Here is a 26,349-nt window from a genome sequence, read left to right on the forward strand (position 1 = left end):
TATTGATATTAGTTATGCGCGTTATGCAGACGCCGTGAATCTGTCGGAGTGAATCCTGGGGAATAGCGTGCAACCGCGAGATCGTCGAACGGGATCGCCGGTGTTCTTCCAGAAATTAAATCACTTAACATCTGACCCGAGCCGCAGGCCATCGTCCAGCCCAGTGTTCCATGCCCGGTGTTGAGCCATAAATTCTTGAACGGTGTACGCCCGACAATCGGTGTGCCGTCTGGCGTCATAGGACGTAAGCCCGTCCAGAACGTCGCCTGTTCAACGTGCCCACCGCGCGGGTAGAGATCGCGCACCACCATTTCCAGGGTTTCACGGCGAGGTTTCAGCAATTCAGTGTTAAACCCGACAATTTCCGCCATTCCACCGACACGAATCCGTTGGTCAAAGCGCGTGATCGCAATTTTGTATGTCTCATCGAGAATAGTCGAAACCGGAGCGCCTTGCTCATCGGCAATGGGGATGGTCAGAGAGTATCCTTTGAGCGGATAGACAGGAATATCAACGATATTTTTCAATAAACCGGTGGAGTATGAACCGAAAGCGACCACATAAGCGTCGGCTTTCACCACCTCTTTACCGCACTGCACGCCATAAATATTTTGGCCTTCATACAGCAGACGATCGACTGGCGTATTGAAACGGAACACGACGCCCGCCTCGGCAGCCATGCGTGCAAGATTCTGCGTGAACAGTTGGCAGTCGCCTGTTTCGTCATTAGGTAAGCGCAAGCCGCCAGTCAGTTTATGGGCTACATCAGCTAATGCAGGTTCGACCTCAGATAAACGATTGGCTTCCAGTAATTGATATGGCACACCGGCATCGTCGAGTACCGCAATGTCTTTCGCGGCGTTTTCAAACTGCTGCGCCGTGCGGAACAGTTGCAACGTCCCCCCCTGCCGGCCTTCATATTGAATATTGGTGTTATGGCGCAGCTCTTTCAGGCAATCGCGGCTGTACTCCGCCAGGCGCACCATACGGCCTTTGTTTTCCATGTAATGACGCATGTCGCAATTACGCAGCATTTGCAGCATCCACTTCAGCTGAAATTGCGTGCCATCAAGGCTGATGGCCAGCGGTGCGTGGCGTTGGAACATCCATTTAATGGCTTTAAGCGGCACGCCCGGTGCAGCCCAGGGTGCAGCGTAACCCGGTGAGATTTGCCCGGCATTTGCCGCGCTGGTTTCCATAGCTGGCCCCGCTTCCCTGTCGATAACCGTGACATCATGCCCAGCCTGGCGCAAATACCAGGCACTGCTGACACCAACAACACCACTTCCCAGCACCACAACATGCATAACCATTCCACCATTTAGCTAAAAGAATAATCTTCTGATTACAAATTGATAACCCAGATGAAAATGTTATTCAACATATGGCATTATTATAGTGACTTTCCTCACATCCCAAGCTGATATAGCTGGGTGGTGATAATTAGAATCTCCTGCGAACGAATATATTTTACGCAGCATATTACTCTGCGTGAATTGCAAATAGCGGGGTGTTCAGATGAGTAAATCGTGAGGAAAAAATTTTGCTTGCAGCGGATAAGTTTCAGGAGTTGTCTATTCTTGAAGGTGAGGCTTTCCATCCAGAGAGAGCCGCCAACAATGAGGGCGCGCTGATGGCTATTGTTACTGATTCCGCCACAAAGGATTCTAAACGTCTAAGTGATGGACCTGACTGGACGTTCGAGCTGCTTGATGTCTATCTCGCCGAGATTGACCGGGTAGCCAAACTCTATCGGCTGGACACCTATCCTCATCAAATCGAAGTGATTACCTCCGAGCAAATGATGGATGCTTATTCGAGCGTCGGGATGCCGATTAACTACCCACACTGGTCGTTTGGTAAGAAATTCATCGAAACGGAACGGCTTTATAAACATGGGCAGCAAGGACTTGCCTATGAAATCGTGATTAACTCGAACCCGTGCATTGCGTACTTGATGGAAGAAAACACCATCACAATGCAAGCGCTGGTTATCGCTCACGCCTGTTACGGGCATAACTCTTTCTTCAAAAATAACTATTTGTTCCGTAGCTGGACGGATGCCAGCTCGATTATCGATTACCTGATTTTCGCGCGTAAATACATTACCGAGTGCGAAGAACGCTACGGCGTGGACGAAGTTGAACGCCTGCTCGACTCTTGCCACGCGTTGATGAATTACGGCGTTGACCGCTATAAACGTCCGCAGAAAATTTCGCTGCAGGAAGAGAAAGCCCGGCAGAAAAGCCGCGAAGAGTATCTGCAAAGCCAGGTAAATACACTGTGGCGCACACTACCGCGCCGTGAAGAGGAAAAAACGATTGCAGAAGCGCGTCGTTACCCCTCTGAGCCACAAGAAAATCTACTCTACTTTATGGAGAAGAATGCTCCGTTACTGGAGTCCTGGCAGCGCGAAATTTTACGCATCGTGCGTAAGGTGAGCCAGTATTTTTATCCGCAGAAACAGACCCAGGTGATGAACGAAGGTTGGGCAACGTTCTGGCACTACACCATTCTTAACCATCTGTATGATGAAGGAAAAGTGACAGACCGCTTTATGCTTGAGTTCTTGCACAGCCACACCAATGTGGTGTTCCAGCCGCCGTACAACAGCCCGTGGTACAACGGGATCAACCCGTATGCACTCGGCTTTGCCATGTTCCAGGATATCAAAAGGATTTGCCAGTCCCCGACGGAAGAAGATCGCTACTGGTTCCCGGATATTGCAGGTAAAGATTGGTTGGATACTCTACATTTCGCGATGCGTGATTTTAAAGATGAAAGTTTTATCAGCCAGTTCCTGTCGCCGAAACTGATGCGGGATTTCCGTTTGTTTACCGTGCTGGATGACGATCGTAATAATTACCTGGAAATTGCCGCTATTCACAACGAAGAAGGTTACCGGAAGATCCGAGCTGAGCTGTCGGCGCAGTACAATCTGAGCAACCTTGAGCCAAATATTCAGGTATGGAATGTCGATTTACGTGGCGATCGTTCGCTGACGCTGCGTTACATCCCGCATAACCGCGCACCGCTGGATAAAGGGCGTCGAGAAGTTCTCAAACATGTGCACCGTTTGTGGGGCTTTGACGTGACGTTAGAGCAACAAAATGAAGATGGTAGCGTTGAGTTGCTTGAACGTTGCCCTCCTCGGCTTAATAGCCTGTAACCGGCATTTAACAGCCATAAAAAAACGCTTCCTTCGGGAAGCGTTTTTCGTATTACAGGGGATGAAAAAAATACCAGATTAACGGCTGTGCATCGCCAGGTCGCCCGGTAAATTTTTCTGCATCCGATGCCAGATTTCACCACTTTCACGCCCGTAGGTACGAACGGTATCAAAGACCTGATCGTGCAATCCTTGTTGGCAAATTTCTGCCAAACGGTGATAGAAACCTAACGCCAGGCTACGCGCTTCAGGGCTTGAGAAATAGTGACGCCCGATACGGGTATACAATCCTTTCATTCCATTGAGGATCAATCCGTAAATCGGGTTCCCGGAAGCGAAAGCAAGTCCGCGGAAAATGTTGTAGTCCAGCTTCGCAAACGCATCAGCGTGGTCTTCAACACTGTTCGCCGTCGCCAATACTTCTTGCGCTTTATCTGGATGTTGACGAACAGCCGTGCGGATAAAGATAGTCGCGATATTGGTTCGAACGGATAACAGGTTATCAATCAACTGCGGCACGCTGTCGTGATCGAGACGGGCCAGCGTTTCCAGAATGTTTAATCCTGAGGTTTCCCAGAAGTTATTCACTTTGGTCGGCTTGCCATGCTGAATCGTTAACCAGCCATCACGCGCCAGACGCTGAAGCACCTCGCGCAATGTGGTACGGGTGACGCCAATGAGCTCGGATAACTCTCGTTCAGCCGGAAGAATGGTTCCCGGAGCGAAGCGGTTATTCCAGATACTTTCGATGATATATTCTTCCGCGAAACCCGCTGGGCTCTGCGCCTTAATGACCATAGTATGCTTTCCATTACACAGGTTTTGCTAAAGAGACTCATCATACCAGATGCCATGCGGCGCAGGTAGCAGCGACAACCGCCAAAAGCGGAATCATGGTTTAATTTTGCACGCAATCACACTCCCTAAGCATTTTCCTATGCCTTGATTGATATCTTGCTCACGAGTAACCTGAAACCACTTATTTAATCGCAACTTTATATTTATCCGATATATTCAATATTGTTAGAGGTATGTGAATCACCTCTTCTGTTCTTTGATGTATGACGGGTAACAGGAGCATGAAAAATTCACGATGGAAATGTCTACTGGTCGTGCGCTTTATCGCAACTTTTTAGGTCAATCTCCGAATTGGTATAAGCTGGCTTTACTGACTTTTTTAGTCGCTAACCCTTTGATTTTTTGGTTTGTTAGTCCATTTGCTGCGGGCTGGCTATTAGTTGCAGAGTTTATCTTTACCCTTGCAATGGCACTGAAATGCTATCCGTTGCTGCCTGGTGGTTTGTTGGCTTTTGAAGCGGTGTTCATCGGCATGACAAGCGCCGATCATGTGCGCGAAGAAATCGCGTCCAACCTTGAAGTGTTGTTGCTGCTGGTGTTTATGGTGGCGGGCATATACTTCATGAAACAGCTTCTGCTGTTGGTATTTACTAAATTACTGCTTGGCATTCGCTCGAAGATTTTACTTTCTCTCGCCTTTTGCATCGCGGCCGCTTTTTTGTCGGCCTTCCTTGACGCTCTGACGGTGGTTGCCGTTGTAATCAGTGTGGCAGTGGGTTTCTACGATATCTATCACCGCGTCGCGTCTACGGGCGATTTAGAGAATGATATTCAGGATGACACCCTTCTTGATGCTGATCATCGCAGCACGCTTGAGCAATTTCGGGCGTTTTTACGCAGCCTGATGATGCATGCCGGTGTGGGCACCGCGCTGGGTGGTGTGATGACGATGGTTGGTGAGCCGCAAAACCTGATCATTGCGAAAAATGCCGGTTGGCATTTTGGCGATTTCTTACTGCGCATGGCGCCAGTCACCATACCGGTTCTCATCTGCGGGTTGTTCACCTGTGTGCTACTGGAGTCCACTAAAATCCTGGGTTACGGTGAAAAGTTACCGGAGAAAGTCCGTGGCATTTTGCAGGACTACGATACGAAGAGTGCGCAAAAACGAACTCGCCAGGACAGCATGAAACTTATCGTTCAGGCATTGATTGGCATATGGCTGGTGATTGCGCTGGCGCTGCATTTGGCCGAAGTGGGGCTAATCGGTTTATCGGTGATTATCTTCGCCACCTCACTGTGCGGTGTGACCGATGAACACCAGATAGGCAAAGCCTTCACCGAAGCACTGCCCTTCACTGCTCTGTTAACGGTGTTTTTTGCCGTCGTCGCGGTGATCATCGACCAGCAACTGTTCACGCCGGTCATTCAATTTGTATTGCAGGCCGAACCGCATTCGCAACTGGCGCTGTTCTATTTGTTCAACGGTATCTTGTCATCCATTTCCGATAACGTGTTTGTTGGAACCGTTTACATCAACGAAGCGAAAACCGCGCTGACCCATGGCATTATCGATCTCAAACAGTTTGAGTTACTTGCGGTGGCGATTAATACCGGGACAAACTTGCCATCCGTTGCCACTCCAAACGGTCAGGCTGCGTTTTTATTCCTGCTCACCTCGGCGCTGGCGCCGCTGATCCGTCTCTCTTATGGCCGTATGGTGCTGATGGCGTTGCCGTATACGCTGGTACTGACAGTGGTCGGATTGTTGTGCGTACAGTTTACTCTGGTGCCAGCAACAGATTGGATGATGCAAGCCGGATGGATTTCTTCACCCATCATGAACGGTTTACCACAGTAATCTAAATTTACGGGCAGCCTGCTGCCCGTTTACTTTTTTGTCTGATAAACATCCAATTAGCGTGTTATTTTGATGTGCCTACTGGCGCGGAAATCGAATTCGTTTACACTGCCGACTCATTACATATATACCCAAGTTGCTTCAGGATGCAGCCAAATGGCAATCGAATGAATCCCAATGGGCTTACTCAAGTAGGTGATTCGGATGCAGGAGAGCAGCCAACCCCCCTTCATCTTGTAGGGCGACGGGTATTGCAGGGATACTAATTATGTTGCGATATTTAAACCAATGCTCCCGCGGGCGAAGTGCCTGGCTTCTTCTGGCATTCACTGCTTTCGCTCTGGAAATGGTGGCGTTGTGGTTCCAGCACGTCATGATGCTGAAGCCATGTGTAATGTGTATTTATGAGCGTTGCGCATTGTTTGGCGTGATGGGTGCAGGCATTGTCGGGGCAATTGCGCCGAAATCACCGTTACGTTATGCCGGAATTGCACTGTGGATCTACAGTGCCGGGAAAGGTCTGCAGTTGGCGTGGGAACACACAATGCTGCAACTTCATCCTTCACCATTTGTGACCTGTGATTTTGCGGCTCGTTTCCCAAGTTGGCTGCCACTGGATAAATGGTTGCCGCAAGTCTTTGTCGCGACAGGTGACTGTGCCGAACGTCAGTGGGTATTCCTGTCGCTGGATATGGTTCAATGGTTGGTAGGCATTTTTGCCGTCTTCCTGGTAATTGCAGTGCTGGTGTTGATCGCTCAGCCCTTCAAGCCAAAACGTCGAGATCTGTTCGGTCGTTAAGTTCAGAATCCAGGAAAACAAAAACCCGCCTCGGCGGGTTTTTTATTATTAGTGGTCGCGACGATAAAGCGTCCACTGGTCGATGCGTTCACCACTCGGCAATAAGCAATCACCACGTTCACCCAAATCGGTTTTCACCGTTCTCAGTTCACCGCCTTTTTCTATGCAGTAGACTGACGCCGGGTTCGGCATGCCGATAACCTGAGGCGGTTTGGGGGAAACAGGTTCGGGCGATGAACAGCCACTGAGTAAGAGAGCCCCGAGCAGTAGTGTTATTTTTTTCATTATTCCTCCGTTATGGAGGCTGAATGGTAACAGTGCAGAACTGGGGAAAGCAAAATCAGCGGCACACGCTCTTATCGAGCAGACACGTTATGTTGATGAATCGCACTCATCGGACGATGAAGGAGGTGCATCCCTGATTTACAGAAGATACAAACAGCGCCATGGGGATTTGTTTCTCGGACATCGTAGGGGGAAGTGCGATACTGTGAACCGCCACATGACGGACACTTAAATGTTAAATATTGGATAAAAACCTACTTTTACTTGTTATTGAAAGAACACCGTATCACAAAGAATTTACTTTGTACGATTTATTTTGGTGTTCTTCGATGACGCCAGTGATTTAGTCTGCCCACTCCGGCTTGTTCAGGATATGGTCCCGTTTAAAACGGATGTGCGATGAAGTGAGATGGAAGTAGTCACAAAGCAATGTATTAGCGCAAGACGAATCGACGCCTTAAGTGGTTTTAAGTTGTTTTGCGCTAATTTTTTGCCCCTTATATGCCCCATTCATATCCCCTTTCCTTTCATCTTCCGTCCTATACTTCCATATCTAACGGAGGCGACTATGTGCGGACGGTTCACTCAAGTTAAATCACGGGATGACTATCTCGCGTTTCTCCTGGAAGAAGCAGAGAACGATATCGCTTACGACCCAGAACCGATTGGCCGTTACAACGTCGCGCCGGGAACGAAAGTTCTCTTACTGAATAATCGGGATGATGTCCTTCATCTCGATCCTGTTATCTGGTCATACGCACCTGGTTGGTGGGACAAAGCATCGCTCATAAATGCCAGGGCTGAAACAGCGGCTACCAGCCGGATGTTTAAACCCCTGTGGAGTCATGGTCGGGCGATTGTGTTTGCTGATGGTTGGTATGAGTGGAAGAAGGAAGGCGATAAAAAGCAACCGTACTACATCTACCGGAAGGACCGGAAGCCTCTGTTCTTTGCTGCAATCGGCAAACAGCCTTTTGATGTGGGAGATGAGGCAGAGGGATTTTTGATAGTGACGGCAGCAGCCGATCACGGCCTGGTCGATATTCACGACCGCAGGCCTTTAGTTTTCTCACCAACTGCGGCACTGGAATGAATGGATCCGGAAACTACAGGGGCAAAAGCCAGCGAACTGGCTCATGATGCTGCGGTGCCAGCCGATGAATTTAACTGGCACCCGGTAACGAGAGCTGTTGGGAATGTGAAGAACCAGAGCCCGGAGCTGATTGAACCGATAAGCAATCCAGCGGCATAGCTAGATGACAGGCTTGTCGTCTTGCAGCATCGATAAAATCGTCTTTGTTACCTTGCCGATAACCACCACATCATCCAGCGCGGACAGATCAGGGGTTACTTGTTTTAGGGTGATTTTTTAGGGTGAGTAAACCGATGTATATGCCAATTTCAAGCGCGCGGGAAGTATCTCGAACACCGGAGCCATGAGGGCCATTTGAACGCCCTAGCCTTTGATGTCGGGGTTGCGACCTTGGTAGATATAGGTGATCTGGAAAACGTGAAGACTTGCAGGGCAGCTATGGCGGGCATGGCCTGCTGGAGTTTTTCCGTAGCGATATACATTATTTGCTTGGCAGCGATGGCAATGAATCAGGATAGTGTCCGTGGAGAATGCTGAGTCTCAAAAGCCACCATCTTACACGATGTTCAAACTATTGAAGTCATCACTATAATTTGAAAATATTTAATCGCATTCACTATGTAAACTCTCGGTCATTACTGTTAAAATCCGGAGAATTCAGTGAATAACTGGAATTTTTTAGAATCTTACTCACTAATAATTCTCATTTATAAAACAAAATGAACAACAAACAAACTATTTATAATATACAAGTATTGCGCTTCTTTGCTGCATTGATAGTGGTTATTGCGCATTCTGAAATTGTGATGTATGGCATAAGGATGTCTACCCTTGGTGGCGTGGGTGTTGATATATTTTTTATAATTAGCGGATTCATAATGCCTTTTATTGCCTACGGAGGAAAAAAAGCAGATGGACCGTTTAATATCACAGCCACAAAATTCTTTTTAAGGAGGGTGGCCAGAATACTTCCTTTGTATATTCTACTTACAGTATGTGCTGTTTATGTTGCTTATTTGGTTTCTTATCAAATAACTGCTCCTGCGAGGCCATTACTTTTTTGGTTCCCTTCTGAAAAAATAGATCTAATATATTTTTTCAGAAGCATAACATTCACTCACTGGGATAAGGGGCCAATACTAGGAGTTGGATGGACTCTTCAGTTTGAGTTTTTCTTTTATGCTATTTTTTCAATTTTCATTGCCATTGGCGTTTCAAAAATCGAGAAGATAGAAATCGCTTTTGCGACAATAGTTATCATTTGCAATGTTATAGTTAGTAATGACTTTAGTGCAAATATTGTAAAATCATACTTTCCTCCAATTGAGGTTATTTCTCAACCAGTAATGATTGAGTTTGCTCTAGGCATGTTTATGTACAGACTGTACATATCAAAAATATTCCTTAATGCAAAAACCGCCACTGTTATATTGGTTTGTGCATTGCCTTTATTTTATATTCTTGAAAAGAATTTAATAACCACACATGTTGGTGATTTATGGCATCGACCTCTTATATGGGGTGCGTTTTCTTTTTACATAGTATGGGCTGCAATTAGCCTTGAAGGTAAAGTAAAAGCTCCTGGTATATTGGTTTATTTTGGCAATGCTTCGTACTGTATATACCTTATGCATGGTCTATTTACGGCATTACTGGCGCACTGGTGGGAGAAACTGGGATTGCATCAACACACTAATGTATCAGTTTACCTTGCATTCTATATATCATTTAGTATTACTTCTGGGTGTTTGGTTCACTCATTTATTGAAAAGAAGCTAGCAATAGCAATTAGGCGATTTATTTGAAATATAGAATATAAAGCAAAGGGTGGTAACCCACCCTTTATTGCTAATATAAAACGCCATCTAGCGACACGTTTCCTGTCGAGAATCCGTAAATCTTAATTGTCCCTGTAGTGTCAATGACCACATTCCCTTGACCAATAGGGTTTCCGCTCGCATCTAATTTCGTTACTGAAAACGCCATTTTACGCAACGGAGCAATACTAACTGGGATATTACACACAGTTGTTCCATCCGCAGTGACTCCGGTTCCAAGATTAGCAATATTTCCTGTCAGAGATATTTTCCCATCAGGATAGGATGTCACTGATGCTCTTACCAGTGATGTTACAGACCAGTTATTAGCTCCCCACGTCGCAGGCATCCAGTGGTTGATGATGGGGTCTTTACGACGACCAAACATATGGGAAGCTATAGCACGGACATTCGACAACCCCAGTAAAATACGACCATAAGTTGTAGGGTGAATGTTATCCATCACCATTGGGTCCTGATTTGTCAGAAGGTATTCGGCTACTATCGGACCAAGATCATCAAGTGACCCCGTGTTCAACGCGTTTAAAGGCTGGACTAATTCTGTATTACGTACGGCCACAGTGCTGGCAAGGATCGCCCTGTATAGCGCGCCGAGTTCATAGTTAACAGCCGGTTGACCGTAACCAACAATACCAGTGAGAGTAACGCTATGATCTCGCGTATAGTATTGAGTTGGTAGAGATATTATACAGGGAATACCCAAATTGTTTGCGGTGATCATCATCTGTTTAACGTTATCCCTTAACGCTATATAGCCAGATTGCCTTTGAATATCATTAACACCAATCTGGAACAGTACGACATTAATATCTGTTAAAGAAGTCGCATTAAACACATTGATAATATCACCAGAGGCAGAGGCATAACCATTTATGGCGATAGTTTGCATTCTTCCTACACGTATTCCGTGTGCACCTTCCAGTGCCTGTTGTGCGCATTGTGCCCATCCGTTACCCATTGACGTATCAGTTATCGAATCACCAACAATGGCGATATTTATTGGTTTTGCTGAATAATACTGTCTGTTTTCAATTATATATGGGTAAACAATGACATGTACTTGTTGTTTGCGCCGAAAGAGCCATAGCCTACTCGACTGATTATCCTCCCGGTCTGACGAATAGTTGCACGTTCAATACCATTTACGAGAATTGTAAATGATTTAAGCGTATCAATTCTTACTGAAGCAATTGAGTTTTTAAGCCATTGTGATGCATGGGTTGATGAGCCTTTGTATACAACATCTTTTGTGGTGTACGCACCACCAATTGTTCCTTCAATAAGATGACCACTGCCAAACAGATCTTCATAATAAATCCATCGCATATTTTCGGCTTCCACGACAACGCATGGAGCCCCCTGAGTATTATCTCCTGCATACATAGAAACGAAGTATTCATCTCCTGGTTTTACTCTGCTATATGCCCCGCATACTAACGTCCCGTTAGGTGCAACAATTGAAACATTATCGCCGGTTAATACCGCTGCTGGTGTATCAGCCAAAGTCCCCATAGGCCATGTTCCGGCTAAAAAACTCCAGTTTGATGTAAACACCGTCTGAACTGGAGTTTCCTTATCCGGGATGTCGCAAAATAGTGATTTATTATCTGTGTAGTTGGCATTATTTATTTGCGGCGGGGTCGGTGGTGTAGTGGCAGTATTCAGCAGAGTATATTCACCTTAGTAATACCCGCATTAGGTCGCAGTAAATAACCGGTACTGTTGCCAGTGAAGAATAATTTAACAGGACGAACCAGTTTCACTAATGGTGATTTAACTGCTTCATCGCTGCCAGTGTTGATAGTGTTGATAGTGTTGATAGTGTTGATAGTGTTGATAGTGACGTTTTCACCAACATCAAGAGTGAATCCATTCCAGTAGCCTGCGGGGATTTCAGGCGTGAAGGTTGGCGACACTACATTTTTGGTGAATACACGAATCACCTTATCTTTAGTTGAGACATATGTTTTCTGCTTATCAAGCGCGGAGCGATAATCCTGCCCAGGAACCCCACCGAATGTAGCAATGGTGGCTGGTGATACCAGTTCAAATTTTGCTCTGCCAGCCGTTACAAAGTAACTACCACCGTCTGTATCACCAGCGCTCCCGCTGCCATTTCTGACATATATCCCGTCACCACCATCACCAATGGCTAAGCGGCCTTTGGTTATAATGCAACCAAATAAGGTGCTTATGTTAGAAGAGTTAACCGCAGAAAATGTATTAAATATTTTGGTCGTTTCAGTGAGATCGGAGCGCAAAGATGCATCCCCTACACCTAACCATTTTCCTGGACCAATTCCCCCCGTGGAGGATGGCGTCGAGTTCGCGGAAACAACTTTGGCCCCTGACGCAAAACTCCCCGTCCATTTGTAGTACTCGCCAGTTGATACATCCAGTAAAACTTCATTTGGGTTATTTATGACAGCACCCGTAGTGAAGTTCACGCCCGCAAGCGTCACATAACCGAAGGCTGACATAACCTGCTGAGCAAGGTAATTAATGCCCTCAATGGTGTAGTGCTTATTCCCGAAGCGGTCCGTGTACGTCCAGCCCATTGACGTAACGAACTCGTCAATTTTACCGGCATTAAATTTCAGATCTTGCGGCTTTTCGCTTGGTACAGGTAGATGAGTAGGTGTAGTCGCCATAATTTTTCCATAAAAAAACCCGGCGCCGTGGCCGGGTTCTAAGTTGGGATAAAAGTTTTGTTAAGAGTAAATCAGGTCACTGTATTCGCTAACGGTTAAAGAAGTTGTTCCGTCAGTACCAGGTGTCTTGTCCGTAATTTCCCATTGCGTGGCATCCAGTTCTTCAGATGATGCAATGAAGTATCGCGACGGTGACTGCACAGTCATACCGTCGTTAATATTAAGCTCAATGTTGGGTATCGCAGCGCTGAATCCAAAAGCGGTATCAGTGAGAGGTTGTGCCGGGTAGCGTGCGGTTGGAGCTCCGTTGTAGTCGGTGATCACAACAAACATTGAGCCTGCAAAGTTAATTCGCTCGCTGGTTTCGAAGTCGTTACCACTGCGGGACACGATATAGCCCGATTGCTGATTGGTGTCGTATGTATCGACAATCTGAACCATGTCACCCACGTTCACCCATTCCCCGTCAGCCATGACGGTTATGCTCATTGCCATTCGTGAGTAAATGAGCCGCTTGCATTCTCTGAGTGCCCTCTCGTTTGCCTGGTATGCATCGCGGATGTACATCATCTCGAACTTCTTCGCCTTGACTGGCGATCCGGAAACTATGGCGCCATTGCTTATCCGGTAACGGATGAAGTCCTGTTTGTTGGTTGATGGGTTGCGGAATTGCACTTCAACACCATCAAAGCCACCAGGCAGTGTCATGTCGTAACTTAGTGAATAGCCAGTCTCAACTGTGTTGTTACGGTTAAACACCGTCGCCGGACTTGTTCGCTTCTTGTCACGAACAAACGACATCACTCCATCATCCCAGAAGGCTGTTACGCTTGCCGCATCGCAGATAGTCTCCAGGCGAGCACCAAGCGAAACGTCTTCGTCATCAAAGGTGTTATCGAAGCGCCCAAGTCTTGGATCTATGGCATCAATTTCAGCCTGAATCTGATAGAGCCCGTAAAGGTCGATAATAGTCTCTGGCTGGCCACCCATAACGAGCCAAGTATGCGCCGCGGCATCAGCAAACCGACGCGAAGGACGAAGTGTGTAATCAACCGACTGCGTGCTGAGTGAATAGCTGATGGTGTAGCGGTTAATCAACGCGTTATATTTCAGTTCGCGTCCGGTTGAGTTCTCCGTTGCACGAACTTTGATGATTGCCGTTGTGTCTTTCGGGTGGCTGACATTGGTCCTGATATTGACCGCGTGCACCTCTTCGACCTCCAGCTTGCTTGCGTCGCTTGAGTTATCAGTCCGGTGGAATGACAGCGAGTAGCGTCCGCGCCCGGCTACAGGGGTTATCTTGTCAGTGCGGTAAAACGTCTCGCTGGTTGAGTCATGCGGCGTGGTCTGTCGGTAGGTGAATGTCTGGGTGGTGCCGGGTATCTGGTTGTTCTGTGAATCCACTTTCCATATCTGCAGTTGCCAGTTCGTTTCACTGTTACCACCAAGACCCGAACTGGTGTGAACCCAAAGCTGATCGGAATCGATAGGGGAAAAGAACGGACCGACAATCAGCGCAGCATTGTCATTTAAAATGAACTTCGTGTTGTTAATGGTGGCGGTCGTGATGTACGACGCACTTGAGCCGTTGATGCTGTCGAAGGTGAATGTGTAATAGAACGTTGGTGAAACCACTGCGCCATCGTTAGTCTGCACAGCACTGATAAGGTTGCCAAACAGCGTAACGTCTTCCGTTTTGGTCCCGCCAGGCACCGGGTAGGTGATATTGAGAACGAAAGAAGCAGCATGCGGTAATGTCAGCCCCATGAAATAGTCAAAACTTGCCTGTTTCACGATTTTTACAGCAATCTGACCACCGGCATAGCTACCACTGATCATCGTTGTTGCTGTGGCAGTCTCTATTGGTACACCAGTATCCTCGTTCTTGCCGGGCACTTCCTGCCCATCCACATCGTCGAACTCATAACCTTCGTAAATAGTGCCGATCACATCTCCTGGCTGGTAAATCGTGTAAGACGCACCTGCCATTGAACCAACATTAGTCTCTGAATATCTAACCTGGCTGATGTCGTACTTGCCTAGGCCGAAATTCATGAACTGTGTGACTTCCTTCTTGTTGTTCACATATTCAAAAATAGCCTGCTGAATCAGGTCAGGATATGCACGGATTAGGCCGTAATTATCAGGGCGCGCCTCGCCGTTTCGAGTGATGTTAGTTTGCCCCTTAAGGCTGTTATTTGGCGATGTCTTACTTTGCCCTGATGCTCCGCCAGCATTTGGCTGCTTAACAAGCGAACCCATTACCTTCTTGGTGAATTTTATCGGGTTGAAATGCTCGAGTGGGTTAAGAAGTGTTTTGGCGAGATCGCCGGATTTTGGCTGGTCAAATATGATAATTCGGTCGTCGGCGGTAATGATGAAATCAATATCATCGTCATCCTTCAACTCCCTACCATTAATAATGACCCGAACATCAGAATGTACACCCGCCTTTTCAAGCCACTCGCTGAACTTCGTCCCCGCTGGCGCTTCTATCCGTTGCTTCGGTAGCCCCGGCACTCTCTGTATTTCGATTACCGGCATACTTTAAATACTCCACCCTGGTAAATAATTTCTGAATAGTTCGGTTCTGGTCAGATCGGACACTGCCGCACTCACCCCGGCTATGCAGCGCTCTGCCATCGACAATCAGCCCGACATGCACCGGCTGTGCACCGTAGTAAGCAATGAAGATATCGCCGTCCCTGAATTGGTTTGCCCGCTGCCAATACACAACCTCGCTTTCAAAGCACGTTATGAAGTCCCCACCTGCTTCGTAGTCAGGCGAATGGTGCAGCTCAATGCCGAGAACGTGCCGGTAATAGAGAACGACCAGGCCCCAACAATCTGCGGCTTCAAACGTGCAGGCGCGGTTAAGCCAAGGGATGCCAATCACCCTTTCCACAAATTCAGTTTTATGCATTTTGCAGCCCCGGAAACTCTTCGACGTTGTACAGAATGCCGATATTGGCATTGAGTGGGTTTTTGATAGTCAGAGAAACGGTCACATCACTGGCGTACAGGCTGATATCACTCACATAACCGGCTTATCAATCCAGCATGCGTCGAGGAGCTTATGCACGGCACCGAACGCCGCCCCGTTACGCTCATACATGTTGTAGAAGTGGTCGAAGTCGAGGCGCTCAGGGTAACCAAACTCGCACCAGAGATGATGCCGTTTGGTATTTCCTGACTTGCTTAATCCAGATGCATAAAGCTGGCGTGCACGGCCAGCCATACCACTCACCAATCAGAATCAATGAACCGGTCGGAGGGCAGAACTTGCGACCATCGGGTAGGGTTGCCTCAGTGCCGTCAGACTGTGCCCACCACAGGTTCGCGAATGGCTTCGACTCGCCCCAGTCGTGAGAGCGGTCAACCGTCCAACTTTCCGGGATGGTGAATGGCTTGATAACGTGCAGAGATTCATTCCACAGATGGTCAAAGCGACCACCGCTCGTCACATCCCATGAACCTTCGACCCATGCTTTGCGGCGATTGGGGTCTTTGATGTTCATCAGCGTGGCGATGTATTGCGGGTCGAGATACGGGTTCTCTTTGAACGAACCGTGAATAGCGACACGAGTTAGTGTTACGTCCTCTTCGCGTTCCGTCTGCGGGTTAAACACCTTCTGCGTTTCGCGAATGATGGTGCCGCGCGGTGCTGGCTCAATGAAGCGTTTCTTAACCCACGTATGGCCGATGCCAAACGGGTTGGTCGTGCTGAATGTCTCAAGCGGGATTGGCTTAATAATCGAACCATCGTCGAGTGGGTAGTCATCAGGCCTGAATGATGAACGACGGCAAGAGAACATCATCTCGTAGAATTCTGGTTATTGCTGCTTAGTCAGTTCGTTGAAGCCGATGAACGGGAACTCCTGGCCGTTATAATCCCAGTAGTCAGCCTCTTCTTTGCCGAACCGGAAAAGAAGCTCTTCACCAGTAGGCCACAACCAACGTAATTCACTGGCTGATACCAGATAGCGAGCGCCATCGTTGAACAGGCGATACATACGCTTGGATTGGGTAATGATGTCGGTGAGGTTTTTATACTCGGTATCGAATATCACACCGCGCCAGAACGAACCGTAACCAATGCCGACATTCTTGCGGAATCTAGCTAACTGAGCGGCGGTCTTTCCCGGCCCGCGAGTGCCTTCATACAATATCTCGTTGCATGGGCAGCTAAGGGATAGTGACTGCGACCCCGGCAAAGGTTTCCAGACGGCCTTGTAATTCATCCACCTAAAACCTCGCTCTGTTGTTTCTGCGCAGCGGCTTCCCACTCGTCAACGCTCGCACAAGTCGGCACCGACATGATGTTGTGAGTTGCTGTGACCTTCTGATCTACCTGCTCTTTGAATGCCTGGACGCTAATGTGCTTGCCAAGCAATTCGAGGTTCTTGACCTTATACGCCACCGGAAAGCATACGAATCGAGACACACATTTGCATGCTGGGCATTAAGCGCGGGGGCCAACCCGAACTTTATCGCCGCACAAATGCGTCACGCCACAGCGCAGATGGTTTACAACGTTTACGGAAAGTGGATGAGCAACAACAACGGTGATCAGATGAGCATTCTGTATGCTAATTTTAACGAAGATGTCCCACAGATGCCCCAGGCAATATCGCAGTAAGGCAAAACTCCTTTTAAATCAATGAATCAATCAGCCCACTCCGGTTTATTCAGGATATGGTCTTGCCAGTCACGAACTTCGGACTCTTTAACGGCGATGTGTCTTACCGAAATGCGCTCGCCGTGCATGGCAGCTTTAGAACCGGTCAACAACGGATGCCATGCAGGTAAATTATTACCTTCTGCTAACAGACGATATGCACAGGTGTGCGGCAACCATTCGAAGGTCGGCAGGTTGTCGCGCGTGAGCTTGATACAGTCTGGTTCGTAGTCAAAGCGACGGGCATAGTTTTTACACTGGCACGTTTTGATGTTCAGTTGCTTACAGGCGACGTTGGTGAAATAGATTTCATCCGTATCTTCGTCCATCAATTTATGCAAACAGCACTGGCCGCAGCCGTCGCAGAGAGATTCCCACTCCGCGTCACTCATTTCGTCAAGTGTTTTGCACTGCCAGAACGGCGCTGTAGTCATGATGGTGTCCCGTAATAAAAACAAGCGCACCTTATAAACACTCTGAGCCTGAGATGCAAGTTTTGCCGCCCGCCGGCGGCAAATTGATTATAGAACGCGCGTGGTCAGACTGTGGTTAGCGAAGCTAACTTCGAGTTCATCACCGCTGCTCAGCGGCCCAACGCCCTCCGGGGTGCCAGTGAGAATGACATCTCCGGCACGTAAGGTGAAGTATCGGCTCATATATGCAATTAACGGGACAATCTTGTGGATCATATCGGAGGTACTGCCCTGCTGGCGGATTTCACCATTGATCTTCAAGCCAAGCGCGGTATTTTGCGGATCGCCGTTAAATTCACTGGCCGGAACAAAACCAGAAATCGGGCACGAATTATCGAATCCTTTGGCCTTTTCCCACGGTTGGCCCGCTTTTTTCAGTTTGCCTTGTAAATCACGCAACGTAAGATCAAGCGCTACGCCGTATCCCGCAATAGCCTTACTCACATGTTCATCCGTTGCCTTTCTCAAGGTTGAACCAATCAGAATCGCCAGTTCTACTTCGTGGTGAACAGAACCAAAATCCTGAGGCAGAACCAGAGGCTGACGAATATCGCACAGCGCACTTTCGGGTTTAATGAACAACACCGGTTCGTCTGGTGTCGCACTGCCCATCTCTTTGATATGTTTTGCGTAGTTACTCCCTACGCACACTACTTTGCTGACCGGAAAATCCAGCAGCGCACCCTGCCAATTATGATGCTGATACATGCCTTTCCTCTGCGTCGTTGTGTTAACTGCATTTGATACTAGAGAAAAAAAACGCCACTGAATACTGATGAATCTACGTTATCGTGCGATTGCATCCGCCATCATACCGATGCTTATCGCAAAGTAGTAAGAACGGTTCCAGTGCATAATTGTGCGGAAGTTGTTGTAGACCAGAAATGAACGCCCCTGATTGTCCTCCGGTGTCACGATCCAGGCTTTTTGTTTAGAGGCGTGCAATGGCGTTCCATCTTTAAGTGTGATACCTAATTTCTGCCACTGACTGACGGTTTTGCCCTGGTTGGTTTTAGTGCCCGCAATGGCGCTATCGAAATCCTTTGGTAAGACGACTTCTTTGCCCCATGAGCCCCCCGCTTTCCAACCTTCAGTTTTCAGATAATTGGCTGTGGAAGCAAAAACATCGCTGGTGCTCTGCCAGATATCAATTTTACCGTCACCATCGCCATCAGCACCGTAGTGCAGATACGAAGTAGGCATAAACTGGTTCTGCCCCATCGCACCCGCCCACGAGCCTTTCAGCTCCGCTACGTTGATGTGCCCCTGATCGAGAATTTTCAAAGCCGCCATCAACTCTTTTGTGAAAAAGGCCTCCCGTCGTCCTTCAAAGGCAAGCGTTGCAAGGGCAGAAATGATGTCTTCTTTTCCCTGTATTTCACCAAAATGACTTTCCATCGCCCACAGCGACACGATGTACTGACTTTGCACCTCAGTCCGTTTACTGATTTGCTCTAATTCGCTTCGATGCTGCTGATACTGAGCGCGTGCTTTTTCAATCTTTTCCGGTGTAATAACCCGCGTCAGATATTCATCAAGCATGATTTTCTTTTCAAGCTGGTTCTGGTCAGATTTTATGACCCGATCAACAAAATGGACGTTTGCGAATGCGCTGTTGATGGTGTTGCCGCTAATGCCCTGCGCCCTGGCCTGCGCTTTAAGGGTTTCAACATAAGCGGGGAATTCGGCGGGATCACGCCCCTGCTGTGCAAGTGTGATTGGCGCGGGTGCAGCTTCAGACTTAGGTGCAATCGGTGTGTTAACAAGGGATTGCGCCTGCTCCTCGGCAGATGTTGCGCCCAAACTGCTAAGCATAAAGGCGATGACCGTTAAACAAATTGCTGGAGTTTTCATCATTTTCCCCGCGGTGATTTGTTCTAAGTATCATCTACCTTTATGTATAGGAAAGATTTGGCACTCGTCCGAAACTTATTTTTTCGGACTATTTTCGAGATGCATTTTTAACAAACTTTCTGGCGGCGGTGGCAATTGCAAATAATAGCCCTCGTCTTTGAGTGCCTGTTTTACTTTTTCGATATCGGCACTGGCCAGTTTTTTACTCCCATCAAGCGGTAATAACATCGCCAATTGGGGTACGCCAAAACCTTTCATCAATTCTTCGGGAACTCGAGAGAAATCGTCTTTTTTTTCGACATAGAGATATGTCTGGTCACGTTTGCTACTTCTGTAGATCACACAAAACATTTTTTTTACTCTATTTTCGCCAGATGGTGGCTTGCCTGAATATACCTGTGACTATAACATGCCATATGTACTTCGGAATATCGTCCCACATCAGTGGGGATTATACCCAATTGAGTAAGGCCAGGATGTCAAACACGCCAATCGAGTTAAAAGGCAGCAGTTTTACCTTATCAGTGCTTCATTTACATGATGCGCAACCCGAGGTGATTCTCCAGGCCCTTCAGGAAAAAGTATCCCAGGCTCCCGCCTTTCTGAAAAATGCACCTGTGGTGGTGAATGTTGCCAGTCTGGATGGTTCAGTTAACTGGAAAAATGTCCAGCAAGCTGTCGTTTCTTCCGGATTGCGGGTTGTCGGTATTAGTGGCTGTAAAGACGAAGCGCTAAAAAAAGAAATTGAGCGTGCCGGCTTGCCATTGCTGACCGAAGGGAAAGAAAAAAATTCACGTGCTAAAGCCGTGCCCGCTGAGGTTGCAGCCCCTGTCGAGCCAATTGTTAACTCGGTCACAAAAACGCGTTTGATTGATACCCCGGTTCGCTCCGGACAGCGTATTTATGCACCAAACTGTGATTTGATTATCACCAATCACGTCAGTGCCGGTGCAGAACTTATAGCTGATGGTAATATTCATGTTTACGGCATGATGCGTGGCCGTGCCCTGGCGGGTGCCAGCGGCGATCGTGAAGCACAAATATTCTGTACAAATCTTGCTGCTGAGCTGGTCTCAATAGCGGGTGAATACTGGCTGAGTGAACAAATACCAGCTGATTATTATGGGAAAGCGGCACGCTTGAGTTTGGCCAGTGGTGCTCTCTCCGTTCAACCTTTGAATTAAGCCCTTTTAACAAGGAATTCCTTTATGGCACGCATTATTGTTGTTACATCGGGTAAAGGGGGCGTCGGTAAGACCACGTCCAGCGCGGCCATCGCTACGGGTTTGGCCCAGAAGGGAAGAAAAACCGTCGTAATCGATTTTGATATTGGCCTGCGTAACCTGGATTTGATTATGGGCTGCGAGCGTCGTGTGGTTTACGATTTCGTCAACGTTATTCAAGGCGATGCCACACTTAATCAGGCGTTAATCAGAGATAAACGCACCGAGCAGCTCTATATTCTCCCGGCATCGCAGACTCGCGATAAAGACGCCCTCACTCGCGAAGGCGTGGCGAAAGTGCTTGAAGACCTGAAAAATATGGACTTCGAATTTATCGTTTGTGATTCCCCTGCGGGTATTGAAACAGGCGCATTAATGGCGCTCTATTTCGCCGATGAAGCGATTATCACCACCAACCCGGAAGTGTCGTCCGTCCGCGACTCTGACCGCATTCTGGGTATTCTTTCGTCTAAATCTCGCCGTGCAGAAAACGGTGAGTCGCCGATTAAAGAACATCTGCTGTTAACTCGCTACAACCCAGGCCGTGTGACGCGCGGGGATATGCTAAGCATGGAAGATGTGCTGGAAATCCTACGCATTCCATTGGTTGGGGTTATCCCGGAAGATCAATCTGTTCTGCGCGCGTCAAACCAGGGTGAGCCGGTCATTCTTGACCAGGAAGCTGACGCTGGTAAAGCTTACGCAGATACTGTTGAACGCCTGCTTGGCGAAGATCGCCCTTTCCGCTTCATTGAAGAAGAGAAGAAAGGCTTCCTCAAACGCCTGTTCGGAGGATAAGTTATGGCATTATTAGACTTTTTTCTCTCACGGAAAAAGAACACCGCCAACATTGCAAAAGAACGCCTGCAAATTATCGTTGCAGAACGCCGCCGTGGTGATAGTGAACCGCATTATTTACCGCAGCTAAAACGCGATATTCTGGAAGTGATCTGCAAATACGTAAAAATCGATCCAGAGATGTTAACCGTCGTTCTCGATCAAAAAGATGACGATATTTCTGTTCTGGAACTTAACGTGACGTTGCCAGAAACACAGGAAGCAACAACCAAATCTGCGTAATTGATTTTCTCGAAATAAACCCCTGGAATAATCCTGGGGTTTATTTTTTTGTTATGACAACCCGATATTAATTCAGACTATTCTTAATAGCGCTTCGTATATTAATAATCTGCCAGCAATGTTTTTAACGCTTCGCCCATTACTTGCCCACGCCATCCACTGATTAATTCCGGCTGCATCGTTTGTGATTTTAATTGCCAGTGCCAGTTCAACAACTGGTTAATTTGTCGACGCGAAGCAAGCAATTCAGCGCTTAAACCACAAGTCTCACTCACTTGCTGTACTAACGCCTTAATCGCTTTAAATACACGGCGATAACCCGGCATATCGACCAGATTGCTTAATGGTTCTGGTAATTCATCTTCAGATAACGCCTGAGCTTCTTCAACCATCGCCAACAGCGCTTTGCCGTGGAATCGGATTTCGCTACCGCTCAGACCCAGATGTTCCAGCTCACCCAACGACCCTGGCATGTAACGCGCAACCTGCCAAAGATGTTCTTCGCGAACCACGAAATTGACAGCCATATCGCGTTCGCGCGCTTTGCGCAGACGCCATGAAGCCAGTTTCTTCAGACAAGCCAGCTGGCGAGTTCTTAACTGCCATGCGTTGCCGATTTCACGCCATGCTTCTTCGGGATCCAGTACATCCTGACGACGTGCCGCCATCAGGTTACATTCATCCAGCGCCGCCTCCATCCAACCTGCGGCTTGTGTCTCTTCCATCAACTTGTGCGCAATAGGCAGCAAATACAGCACATCTGCGGCAGCATAATCACACTGGCGCTCAGTCAGCGGGCGCGCAAGCCAGTCGGTACGAGATTCACTTTTATCCAGCGCAATACCCGTGAAGGACTCAACGATAGTGGCAAAACCACAAGAGAGCGGGCGTCCACTAAATGCCGCCAGAATCTGCGTATCAATAAACGGGTCCGGCAACATGCCAAACGCATTGAGGAATACTTCCAGATCTTCGCTACCTGCGTGCAGAAATTTAATCACCGCCTTGTCTTGTAGCAACGCTTTAAACGGTGACCAGTCAGTGATGGTTAACGGGTCGATAAGCGAAGCCGTCTCACCGTCGTACAACTGGATCAAACCCAGTTGTGGATAGTAAGTGCGGGTACGGACAAATTCGGTATCCAGCGCAATAGCGGGAAAGTGACGAGCCGCTTCGCACACGGAGGCAAGGGCTTCATCGGTAATAATCATTTGGTAAGTCAAATTCAGTTCTCTTAGGTTTGCGCCCATAAAAAACGCCGGCAGAACCGGCGTTAGGGCGACTGACTCGGAGCTCAGGCGTTATTGTTGCCTTTACTGACCGATTCGTCACGTAGTTCTCGTCGTAAAATTTTGCCAACGTTTGATTTTGGCAGCTCTTCGCGGAACTCAACTAGCTTCGGTACTTTGTAACCTGTGAGGTGGCGGCGGCAAAAAACAACCAATGCCTCTTCGGTTAAAGAAGGATCTTTTTTTACGACGAAGATTTTTACTGCTTCGCCGGATGCGCCACTTGGGACACCGACTGCCGCGACTTCAAGCACACCGCTATGCTGCATGACGACATCTTCGATTTCGTTCGGGTAGACGTTAAAACCCGAAACCAGAATCATATCTTTCTTACGGTCGACGATGCGCATAAAGCCCTCTTCGTCCATGACCGCAATATCTCCGGTACGCAGCCAACCGTCTTGCAAAATTTCATCCGTCGCATCAGGGCGCTGCCAGTAGCCCAGCATCACCTGCGGCCCTTTCACGCACAGTTCGCCCGGCTCACCAGGAGGCACTTCCTCACCTTCGTCATCAATCATCTTCACTTCGGTTGATGGCACCGGCAAACCAATACTCCCACTGTGGTAATCCATGTCATGCGGATTCGCACTCACCAGCGGTGCACACTCGGTCAAACCGTAGCCTTCAAGCAGAAAACGGCCCGTCAGTTTTTCCCAGCGTTCAGCAACGGCATGTTGCACCGGCATTCCCCCTCCTGCAGAAAGATGCAGGCTTGAGAAGTCGAGTTGTTGGAATTCTTTGTTGTTGAGTAACGCATTAAATAGCGTGTTAACGCCGGTCATGGCAGTAAACGGATACTTCGCCAGTTCTTTCACCAGCCCCGGAATATCACGCGGGTTAGTTATCAGCAGGTTCTGCCCGCCAATCTCAATAAACAGCAGGCAGTTCATCGTCAGGGCAAAAATGTGATAAAGCGGTAACGCCGTCACCACCAGCTCTTTGCGCTCAAACAATAATGGGCTATATGCCGCTCTGACTTGCTCAAGGTTCGCCAACATGTTGCGGTGTGTCAGCATCGCCCCTTTGGCAACTCCCGTCGTGCCACCGGTATATTGCAGGAACGCGAGGTCAGCACTCACAATTTCAGGCTTAATGTACTGGAGGCGATAACCCTGTTGCAGCGCACTGCGGAACGAAATGGCATCAGGCAGATGGTACTTCGGCACCAAACGTTTGACGTACTTAACAACGAAGTTGACCAGGGTGCCTTTTGCCGCGGAAAGCTGATCGCCCATGCGGGTCAAAATAACGTGTTTTACCTGGGTCTTTTCGACAACCTTTTCCAGGGTGTGCGCAAAGTTAGAGACAATCACAATGGCGCTTGCACCGCTATCGTTGAGTTGATGTTCAAGCTCACGCGGGGTGTACAATGGGTTGACGTTTACGACCACCATACCCGCACGCAAAATACCAAACAACGCAACGGGGTACTGCAACAGATTCGGCATCATTAGCGCAACGCGATCGCCCTTCTGCAGGCCAAGACCCTGCTGTAAATATGCAGCAAAAGCACGGCTTCGCTCTTCCAGCTTACGGAACGTCATCACTTCGCCCATATTCACGAATGCAGGCTGATCGGCATAACGTGCCGTTGCTTGCTCAAACATATCAACCAGGGACTGATAACGGTCAGGATTTATCTCAGCCGCAACATCGGCTGGGTAGCGGTTAAGCCAAACCTTCTTCAAGGATCCACCTCTGAATTTATTATTCGTCGTCATCACAACCCCAATATAGAAACACGTCGTTAACATAATATTAACTCAGCGTACCAGTTTATTAATTAGACTGATTTAAGGTTGCGAAGCACATCACTAATTATTTTTATTCGATTGTTTAAATAAATAGACAGCGGACATGCCGCTGCCTATTTAGCTCGGTAAAACAAACAATTACTCAGTTACGATAGTCTGTACCTGTGCAGGGCCTGGATTATACCATCCACCGCCGCCCCACATCCCGCCGTAGCCATAACGCCCACGATAAGGATACGGCCCGCCCCAGAACCACGGGTCGATGGGTTGTGGTGGCATGACAATTTGTTGCGTGACACGCCAGCGTTTATAGCCATTTACCTGCATCACCATATATCGATAGGCAGTTTCGCCTACTTTGCCTTCAACCACGCCGGTGATTGGGCCAACTACGGTGACTAATTGTCCACGGAAGTCTACTGGATCGAGGAAGCCATTTACGTCAGCGTAAATACGCCCTCTTGAAGGCTCACCCAATTGCGGGCGCGCGCCGTCATCGAGGCTAACCGTGGCAATTTCCAGCCGTGTTTTGCCTTGTTTGTTATCGATGTTCACCACTCGCCCGCCAAATCGCGCTTCTTGCCCAACGTAGAGTTGCGGCGCGTTCATCACGCGCGCTAAATCTTGTTGGGGCGTGGCACTGGTGCCTTTAATCGCATCGGGGATGGTGACACAACCGCTAAGCATCACTACGGCAGCAACTGCAAATAATCGGGTTACAATTCTGACATTCAAACCAGCCATATCCTTTCTCCTTAACGCAGTTTCGCTGCACGAAAACGTTGGAAACTATTCTCTGCCTGGAAGCTTCTTCCATGTCACTTCGTTACGCAGATAAACCGGTTCGGCATGTTCTACCGCCACCGTACAACCATCATTTAATGCCTGAATCGCCAGAGGTAACATATCTTCTGCTGCAGGAAGAGTGACTTCACCATCGCGGATGAGTAATTCACTGCCTTGCGCCATATCTGGCCAAGCCTGCCAGCCAGTTCCTACTGTCGCCCATTCGCCCTGAAGTTGCTTCAAACGTTCGGTAACAGCTTCAGGTTTCAGCACGGCTTCAGTTTCCTCGCCGTGCCAGACGCCGTGTTCGTCACGCTGATATTCAGCCCAATATACTTCGCCCATTCGCGCGTCGATAGCAGCCAGCACGCGGGTCGCTTTCGTCAAACGCCACGCACCTTGCGCCATGGTGGCCAGCGTCGAAACGCCAATCATCGGCAATTCAGCACCCAGAGCCAACCCTTGCGCAATACCAATACCGATACGCACGCCAGTAAAACTACCTGGGCCACGGCCGTAAGCAAGCGCATTCAATGCGGTCAGACCAACGTCTCCCTCATTCAGTATGTCGCGTACCAGCGGTAAAATGCGTTGGGTATGTTCACGTGGGCAGAGTTCGAAATGGGCACGGATCGCCCCTTCATTATACAGGGCAACCGAACATGCCTCTGTCGCGGTATCGATGGCTAAAATTCGCATGGTATTGCCAACCTCT

General features: G+C 48.3%; 24 protein-coding genes and 5 pseudogenes. 9 read left to right on the forward strand and 20 right to left on the reverse strand.

Annotated elements, in window-relative coordinates; all coding sequences use genetic code 11:
- Positions 1-8: 8 nt before the first annotated feature.
- Positions 9-1,307, reverse strand: a complete 1,299-nt coding sequence (locus BSPA111_RS01755; protein ID WP_183269504.1) for a D-amino acid dehydrogenase — start codon at positions 1,305-1,307, stop codon at positions 9-11.
- 326 nt (positions 1,308-1,633) lie between these two features.
- Here BSPA111_RS01755 and BSPA111_RS01760 point away from each other — a divergent pair, with 326 nt between their 5' ends.
- Positions 1,634-3,169, forward strand: coding sequence for a SpoVR family protein (locus BSPA111_RS01760; protein ID WP_183270259.1), 1,536 nt, complete (start codon positions 1,634-1,636; stop codon positions 3,167-3,169).
- Between the two features lie 78 nt (positions 3,170-3,247).
- Here the strand turns inward: BSPA111_RS01760 and fadR are convergent, their stop codons facing one another.
- On the reverse strand, positions 3,248-3,967 hold the full coding sequence (fadR, locus tag BSPA111_RS01765; protein WP_183269505.1) for a fatty acid metabolism transcriptional regulator FadR: 720 nt from the start codon (positions 3,965-3,967) through the stop codon (positions 3,248-3,250).
- Between the two features lie 295 nt (positions 3,968-4,262).
- On the opposite strand from fadR, the gene nhaB reads away from it, so the two are divergent.
- On the forward strand, positions 4,263-5,828 hold the full coding sequence (nhaB, locus tag BSPA111_RS01770) for a Na(+)/H(+) antiporter NhaB (protein ID WP_183269506.1): 1,566 nt from the start codon (positions 4,263-4,265) through the stop codon (positions 5,826-5,828).
- 268 nt (positions 5,829-6,096) lie between these two features.
- The gene (gene dsbB, locus BSPA111_RS01775; protein ID WP_183269507.1) at positions 6,097-6,627 is read left to right on the forward strand and encodes a disulfide bond formation protein DsbB; all 531 of its coding nucleotides are present in this window, start codon (positions 6,097-6,099) and stop codon (positions 6,625-6,627) included.
- 48 nt (positions 6,628-6,675) lie between these two features.
- Here the strand turns inward: dsbB and BSPA111_RS01780 are convergent, their stop codons facing one another.
- Positions 6,676-6,912, reverse strand: a complete 237-nt coding sequence (locus BSPA111_RS01780) for a DUF333 domain-containing protein (protein ID WP_183269508.1) — start codon at positions 6,910-6,912, stop codon at positions 6,676-6,678.
- Positions 6,913-7,480: 568 nt separating this feature from the next.
- Between BSPA111_RS01780 and BSPA111_RS01785 the strand changes: the two are divergent.
- Positions 7,481-8,164: pseudogene (locus BSPA111_RS01785) on the forward strand (SOS response-associated peptidase family protein).
- A gap of 204 nt (positions 8,165-8,368) precedes the next feature.
- Here the strand turns inward: BSPA111_RS01785 and BSPA111_RS22780 are convergent.
- Complete coding sequence (locus tag BSPA111_RS22780) at positions 8,369-8,521, reverse strand: IS1 family transposase (protein WP_183270260.1); 153 nt, start codon at positions 8,519-8,521, stop codon at positions 8,369-8,371.
- Positions 8,522-8,724: 203 nt separating this feature from the next.
- On the opposite strand from BSPA111_RS22780, the gene BSPA111_RS01795 reads away from it, so the two are divergent.
- On the forward strand, positions 8,725-9,810 hold the full coding sequence (locus tag BSPA111_RS01795) for an acyltransferase (RefSeq protein WP_183269509.1): 1,086 nt from the start codon (positions 8,725-8,727) through the stop codon (positions 9,808-9,810).
- Positions 9,811-9,853: 43 nt separating this feature from the next.
- On the opposite strand, the gene BSPA111_RS22565 is transcribed toward BSPA111_RS01795, so the two are convergent.
- The 8 genes and pseudogenes from BSPA111_RS22565 to BSPA111_RS22585 form a co-directional block, all read right to left on the reverse strand.
- A complete protein-coding gene (locus BSPA111_RS22565; protein WP_255459204.1) occupies positions 9,854-10,801 on the reverse strand; it encodes an SGNH/GDSL hydrolase family protein in 948 nt (315 codons plus the stop codon).
- Between the two features lie 74 nt (positions 10,802-10,875).
- Positions 10,876-11,355, reverse strand: coding sequence for a hypothetical protein (locus BSPA111_RS22570; RefSeq protein WP_255459205.1), 480 nt, complete (start codon positions 11,353-11,355; stop codon positions 10,876-10,878).
- A 740-nt stretch (positions 11,356-12,095) separates the two neighbouring features.
- A pseudogene (locus tag BSPA111_RS22575) lies at positions 12,096-12,494 on the reverse strand (hypothetical protein); the annotation flags it as partial.
- A 60-nt stretch (positions 12,495-12,554) separates the two neighbouring features.
- Positions 12,555-15,038 carry a host specificity factor TipJ family phage tail protein gene (locus BSPA111_RS01805; protein ID WP_183269510.1) on the reverse strand — a complete coding sequence of 828 codons (2,484 nt, stop codon included), beginning with the start codon at positions 15,036-15,038 and terminating at the stop codon, positions 12,555-12,557.
- Positions 14,950-15,417 (reverse strand): NlpC/P60 family protein, encoded by a 468-nt coding sequence (locus BSPA111_RS01810; RefSeq protein WP_183269511.1) that lies wholly within the window; start codon positions 15,415-15,417, stop codon positions 14,950-14,952. Before BSPA111_RS01810 ends, BSPA111_RS01805 begins: the two co-directional genes overlap by 89 nt.
- Positions 15,410-15,532, reverse strand: a complete 123-nt coding sequence (locus BSPA111_RS22580; RefSeq protein ID WP_255459206.1) for a hypothetical protein — start codon at positions 15,530-15,532, stop codon at positions 15,410-15,412. The genes BSPA111_RS01810 and BSPA111_RS22580 overlap by 8 nt, the downstream gene beginning before the upstream one ends.
- A 189-nt stretch (positions 15,533-15,721) precedes the next feature.
- Positions 15,722-16,735: pseudogene (locus tag BSPA111_RS01815) on the reverse strand (terminase); the annotation flags it as partial.
- Positions 16,732-16,905 (reverse strand): annotated as a pseudogene (locus tag BSPA111_RS22585) (terminase small subunit); the annotation flags it as partial. The pseudogenes BSPA111_RS01815 and BSPA111_RS22585, both read right to left, overlap by 4 nt.
- Between BSPA111_RS22585 and BSPA111_RS22590 the strand changes: the two are divergent.
- Positions 16,906-17,133, forward strand: a pseudogene (locus BSPA111_RS22590) (site-specific integrase); the annotation flags it as partial.
- Positions 17,134-17,159: 26 nt separating this feature from the next.
- On the opposite strand, the gene BSPA111_RS01820 reads toward BSPA111_RS22590, so the two are convergent.
- The 4 genes from BSPA111_RS01820 to BSPA111_RS01835 form a co-directional block, all read right to left on the reverse strand.
- Positions 17,160-17,606, reverse strand: coding sequence for a YcgN family cysteine cluster protein (locus tag BSPA111_RS01820; protein ID WP_183269512.1), 447 nt, complete (start codon positions 17,604-17,606; stop codon positions 17,160-17,162).
- 87 nt (positions 17,607-17,693) lie between these two features.
- Entirely contained in the window at positions 17,694-18,353 is a 660-nt protein-coding gene (locus BSPA111_RS01825; RefSeq protein ID WP_183269513.1) for a fumarylacetoacetate hydrolase family protein, read from the reverse strand.
- A 78-nt stretch (positions 18,354-18,431) separates the two neighbouring features.
- Positions 18,432-19,499: a lytic transglycosylase domain-containing protein gene (locus tag BSPA111_RS01830; RefSeq protein WP_183269514.1), complete on the reverse strand. Its 1,068-nt coding sequence runs from the start codon at positions 19,497-19,499 to the stop codon at positions 18,432-18,434.
- A 75-nt stretch (positions 19,500-19,574) separates the two neighbouring features.
- Positions 19,575-19,850, reverse strand: a complete 276-nt coding sequence (locus tag BSPA111_RS01835) for a YcgL domain-containing protein (RefSeq protein WP_183269515.1) — start codon at positions 19,848-19,850, stop codon at positions 19,575-19,577.
- A gap of 125 nt (positions 19,851-19,975) precedes the next feature.
- On the opposite strand from BSPA111_RS01835, the gene minC reads away from it, so the two are divergent.
- From minC to minE, 3 genes are read left to right on the forward strand one after another with little or no spacing between them, the layout of a single operon-like run.
- Positions 19,976-20,683 carry a septum site-determining protein MinC gene (gene minC, locus BSPA111_RS01840; RefSeq protein WP_183269516.1) on the forward strand — a complete coding sequence of 236 codons (708 nt, stop codon included), beginning with the start codon at positions 19,976-19,978 and terminating at the stop codon, positions 20,681-20,683.
- A 24-nt stretch (positions 20,684-20,707) separates the two neighbouring features.
- The gene (gene minD, locus BSPA111_RS01845) at positions 20,708-21,520 is read left to right on the forward strand and encodes a septum site-determining protein MinD (protein ID WP_183269517.1); all 813 of its coding nucleotides are present in this window, start codon (positions 20,708-20,710) and stop codon (positions 21,518-21,520) included.
- A 3-nt stretch (positions 21,521-21,523) separates the two neighbouring features.
- The gene (minE, locus tag BSPA111_RS01850; protein ID WP_034455225.1) at positions 21,524-21,802 is read left to right on the forward strand and encodes a cell division topological specificity factor MinE; all 279 of its coding nucleotides are present in this window, start codon (positions 21,524-21,526) and stop codon (positions 21,800-21,802) included.
- Positions 21,803-21,903: 101 nt separating this feature from the next.
- On the opposite strand, the gene rnd is transcribed toward minE, so the two are convergent.
- The 4 genes from rnd to tsaB form a co-directional block, all read right to left on the reverse strand.
- Entirely contained in the window at positions 21,904-23,025 is a 1,122-nt protein-coding gene (gene rnd / locus BSPA111_RS01855; RefSeq protein WP_183270261.1) for a ribonuclease D, read from the reverse strand.
- A gap of 71 nt (positions 23,026-23,096) precedes the next feature.
- Positions 23,097-24,782 carry a long-chain-fatty-acid--CoA ligase FadD gene (gene fadD, locus BSPA111_RS01860; protein WP_183269518.1) on the reverse strand — a complete coding sequence of 562 codons (1,686 nt, stop codon included), beginning with the start codon at positions 24,780-24,782 and terminating at the stop codon, positions 23,097-23,099.
- A 204-nt stretch (positions 24,783-24,986) separates the two neighbouring features.
- On the reverse strand, positions 24,987-25,592 hold the full coding sequence (locus tag BSPA111_RS01865) for a Slp family lipoprotein (RefSeq protein ID WP_183269519.1): 606 nt from the start codon (positions 25,590-25,592) through the stop codon (positions 24,987-24,989).
- Positions 25,593-25,637: 45 nt separating this feature from the next.
- On the reverse strand, positions 25,638-26,333 hold the full coding sequence (gene tsaB, locus BSPA111_RS01870) for a tRNA (adenosine(37)-N6)-threonylcarbamoyltransferase complex dimerization subunit type 1 TsaB (protein ID WP_183269520.1): 696 nt from the start codon (positions 26,331-26,333) through the stop codon (positions 25,638-25,640).
- Positions 26,334-26,349: the final 16 nt, after the last annotated feature.

This window comes from Buttiauxella sp. A111, assembly GCF_014189855.1.
Taxonomy (GTDB): Bacteria; Pseudomonadota; Gammaproteobacteria; order Enterobacterales; family Enterobacteriaceae; genus Buttiauxella; species Buttiauxella selenatireducens.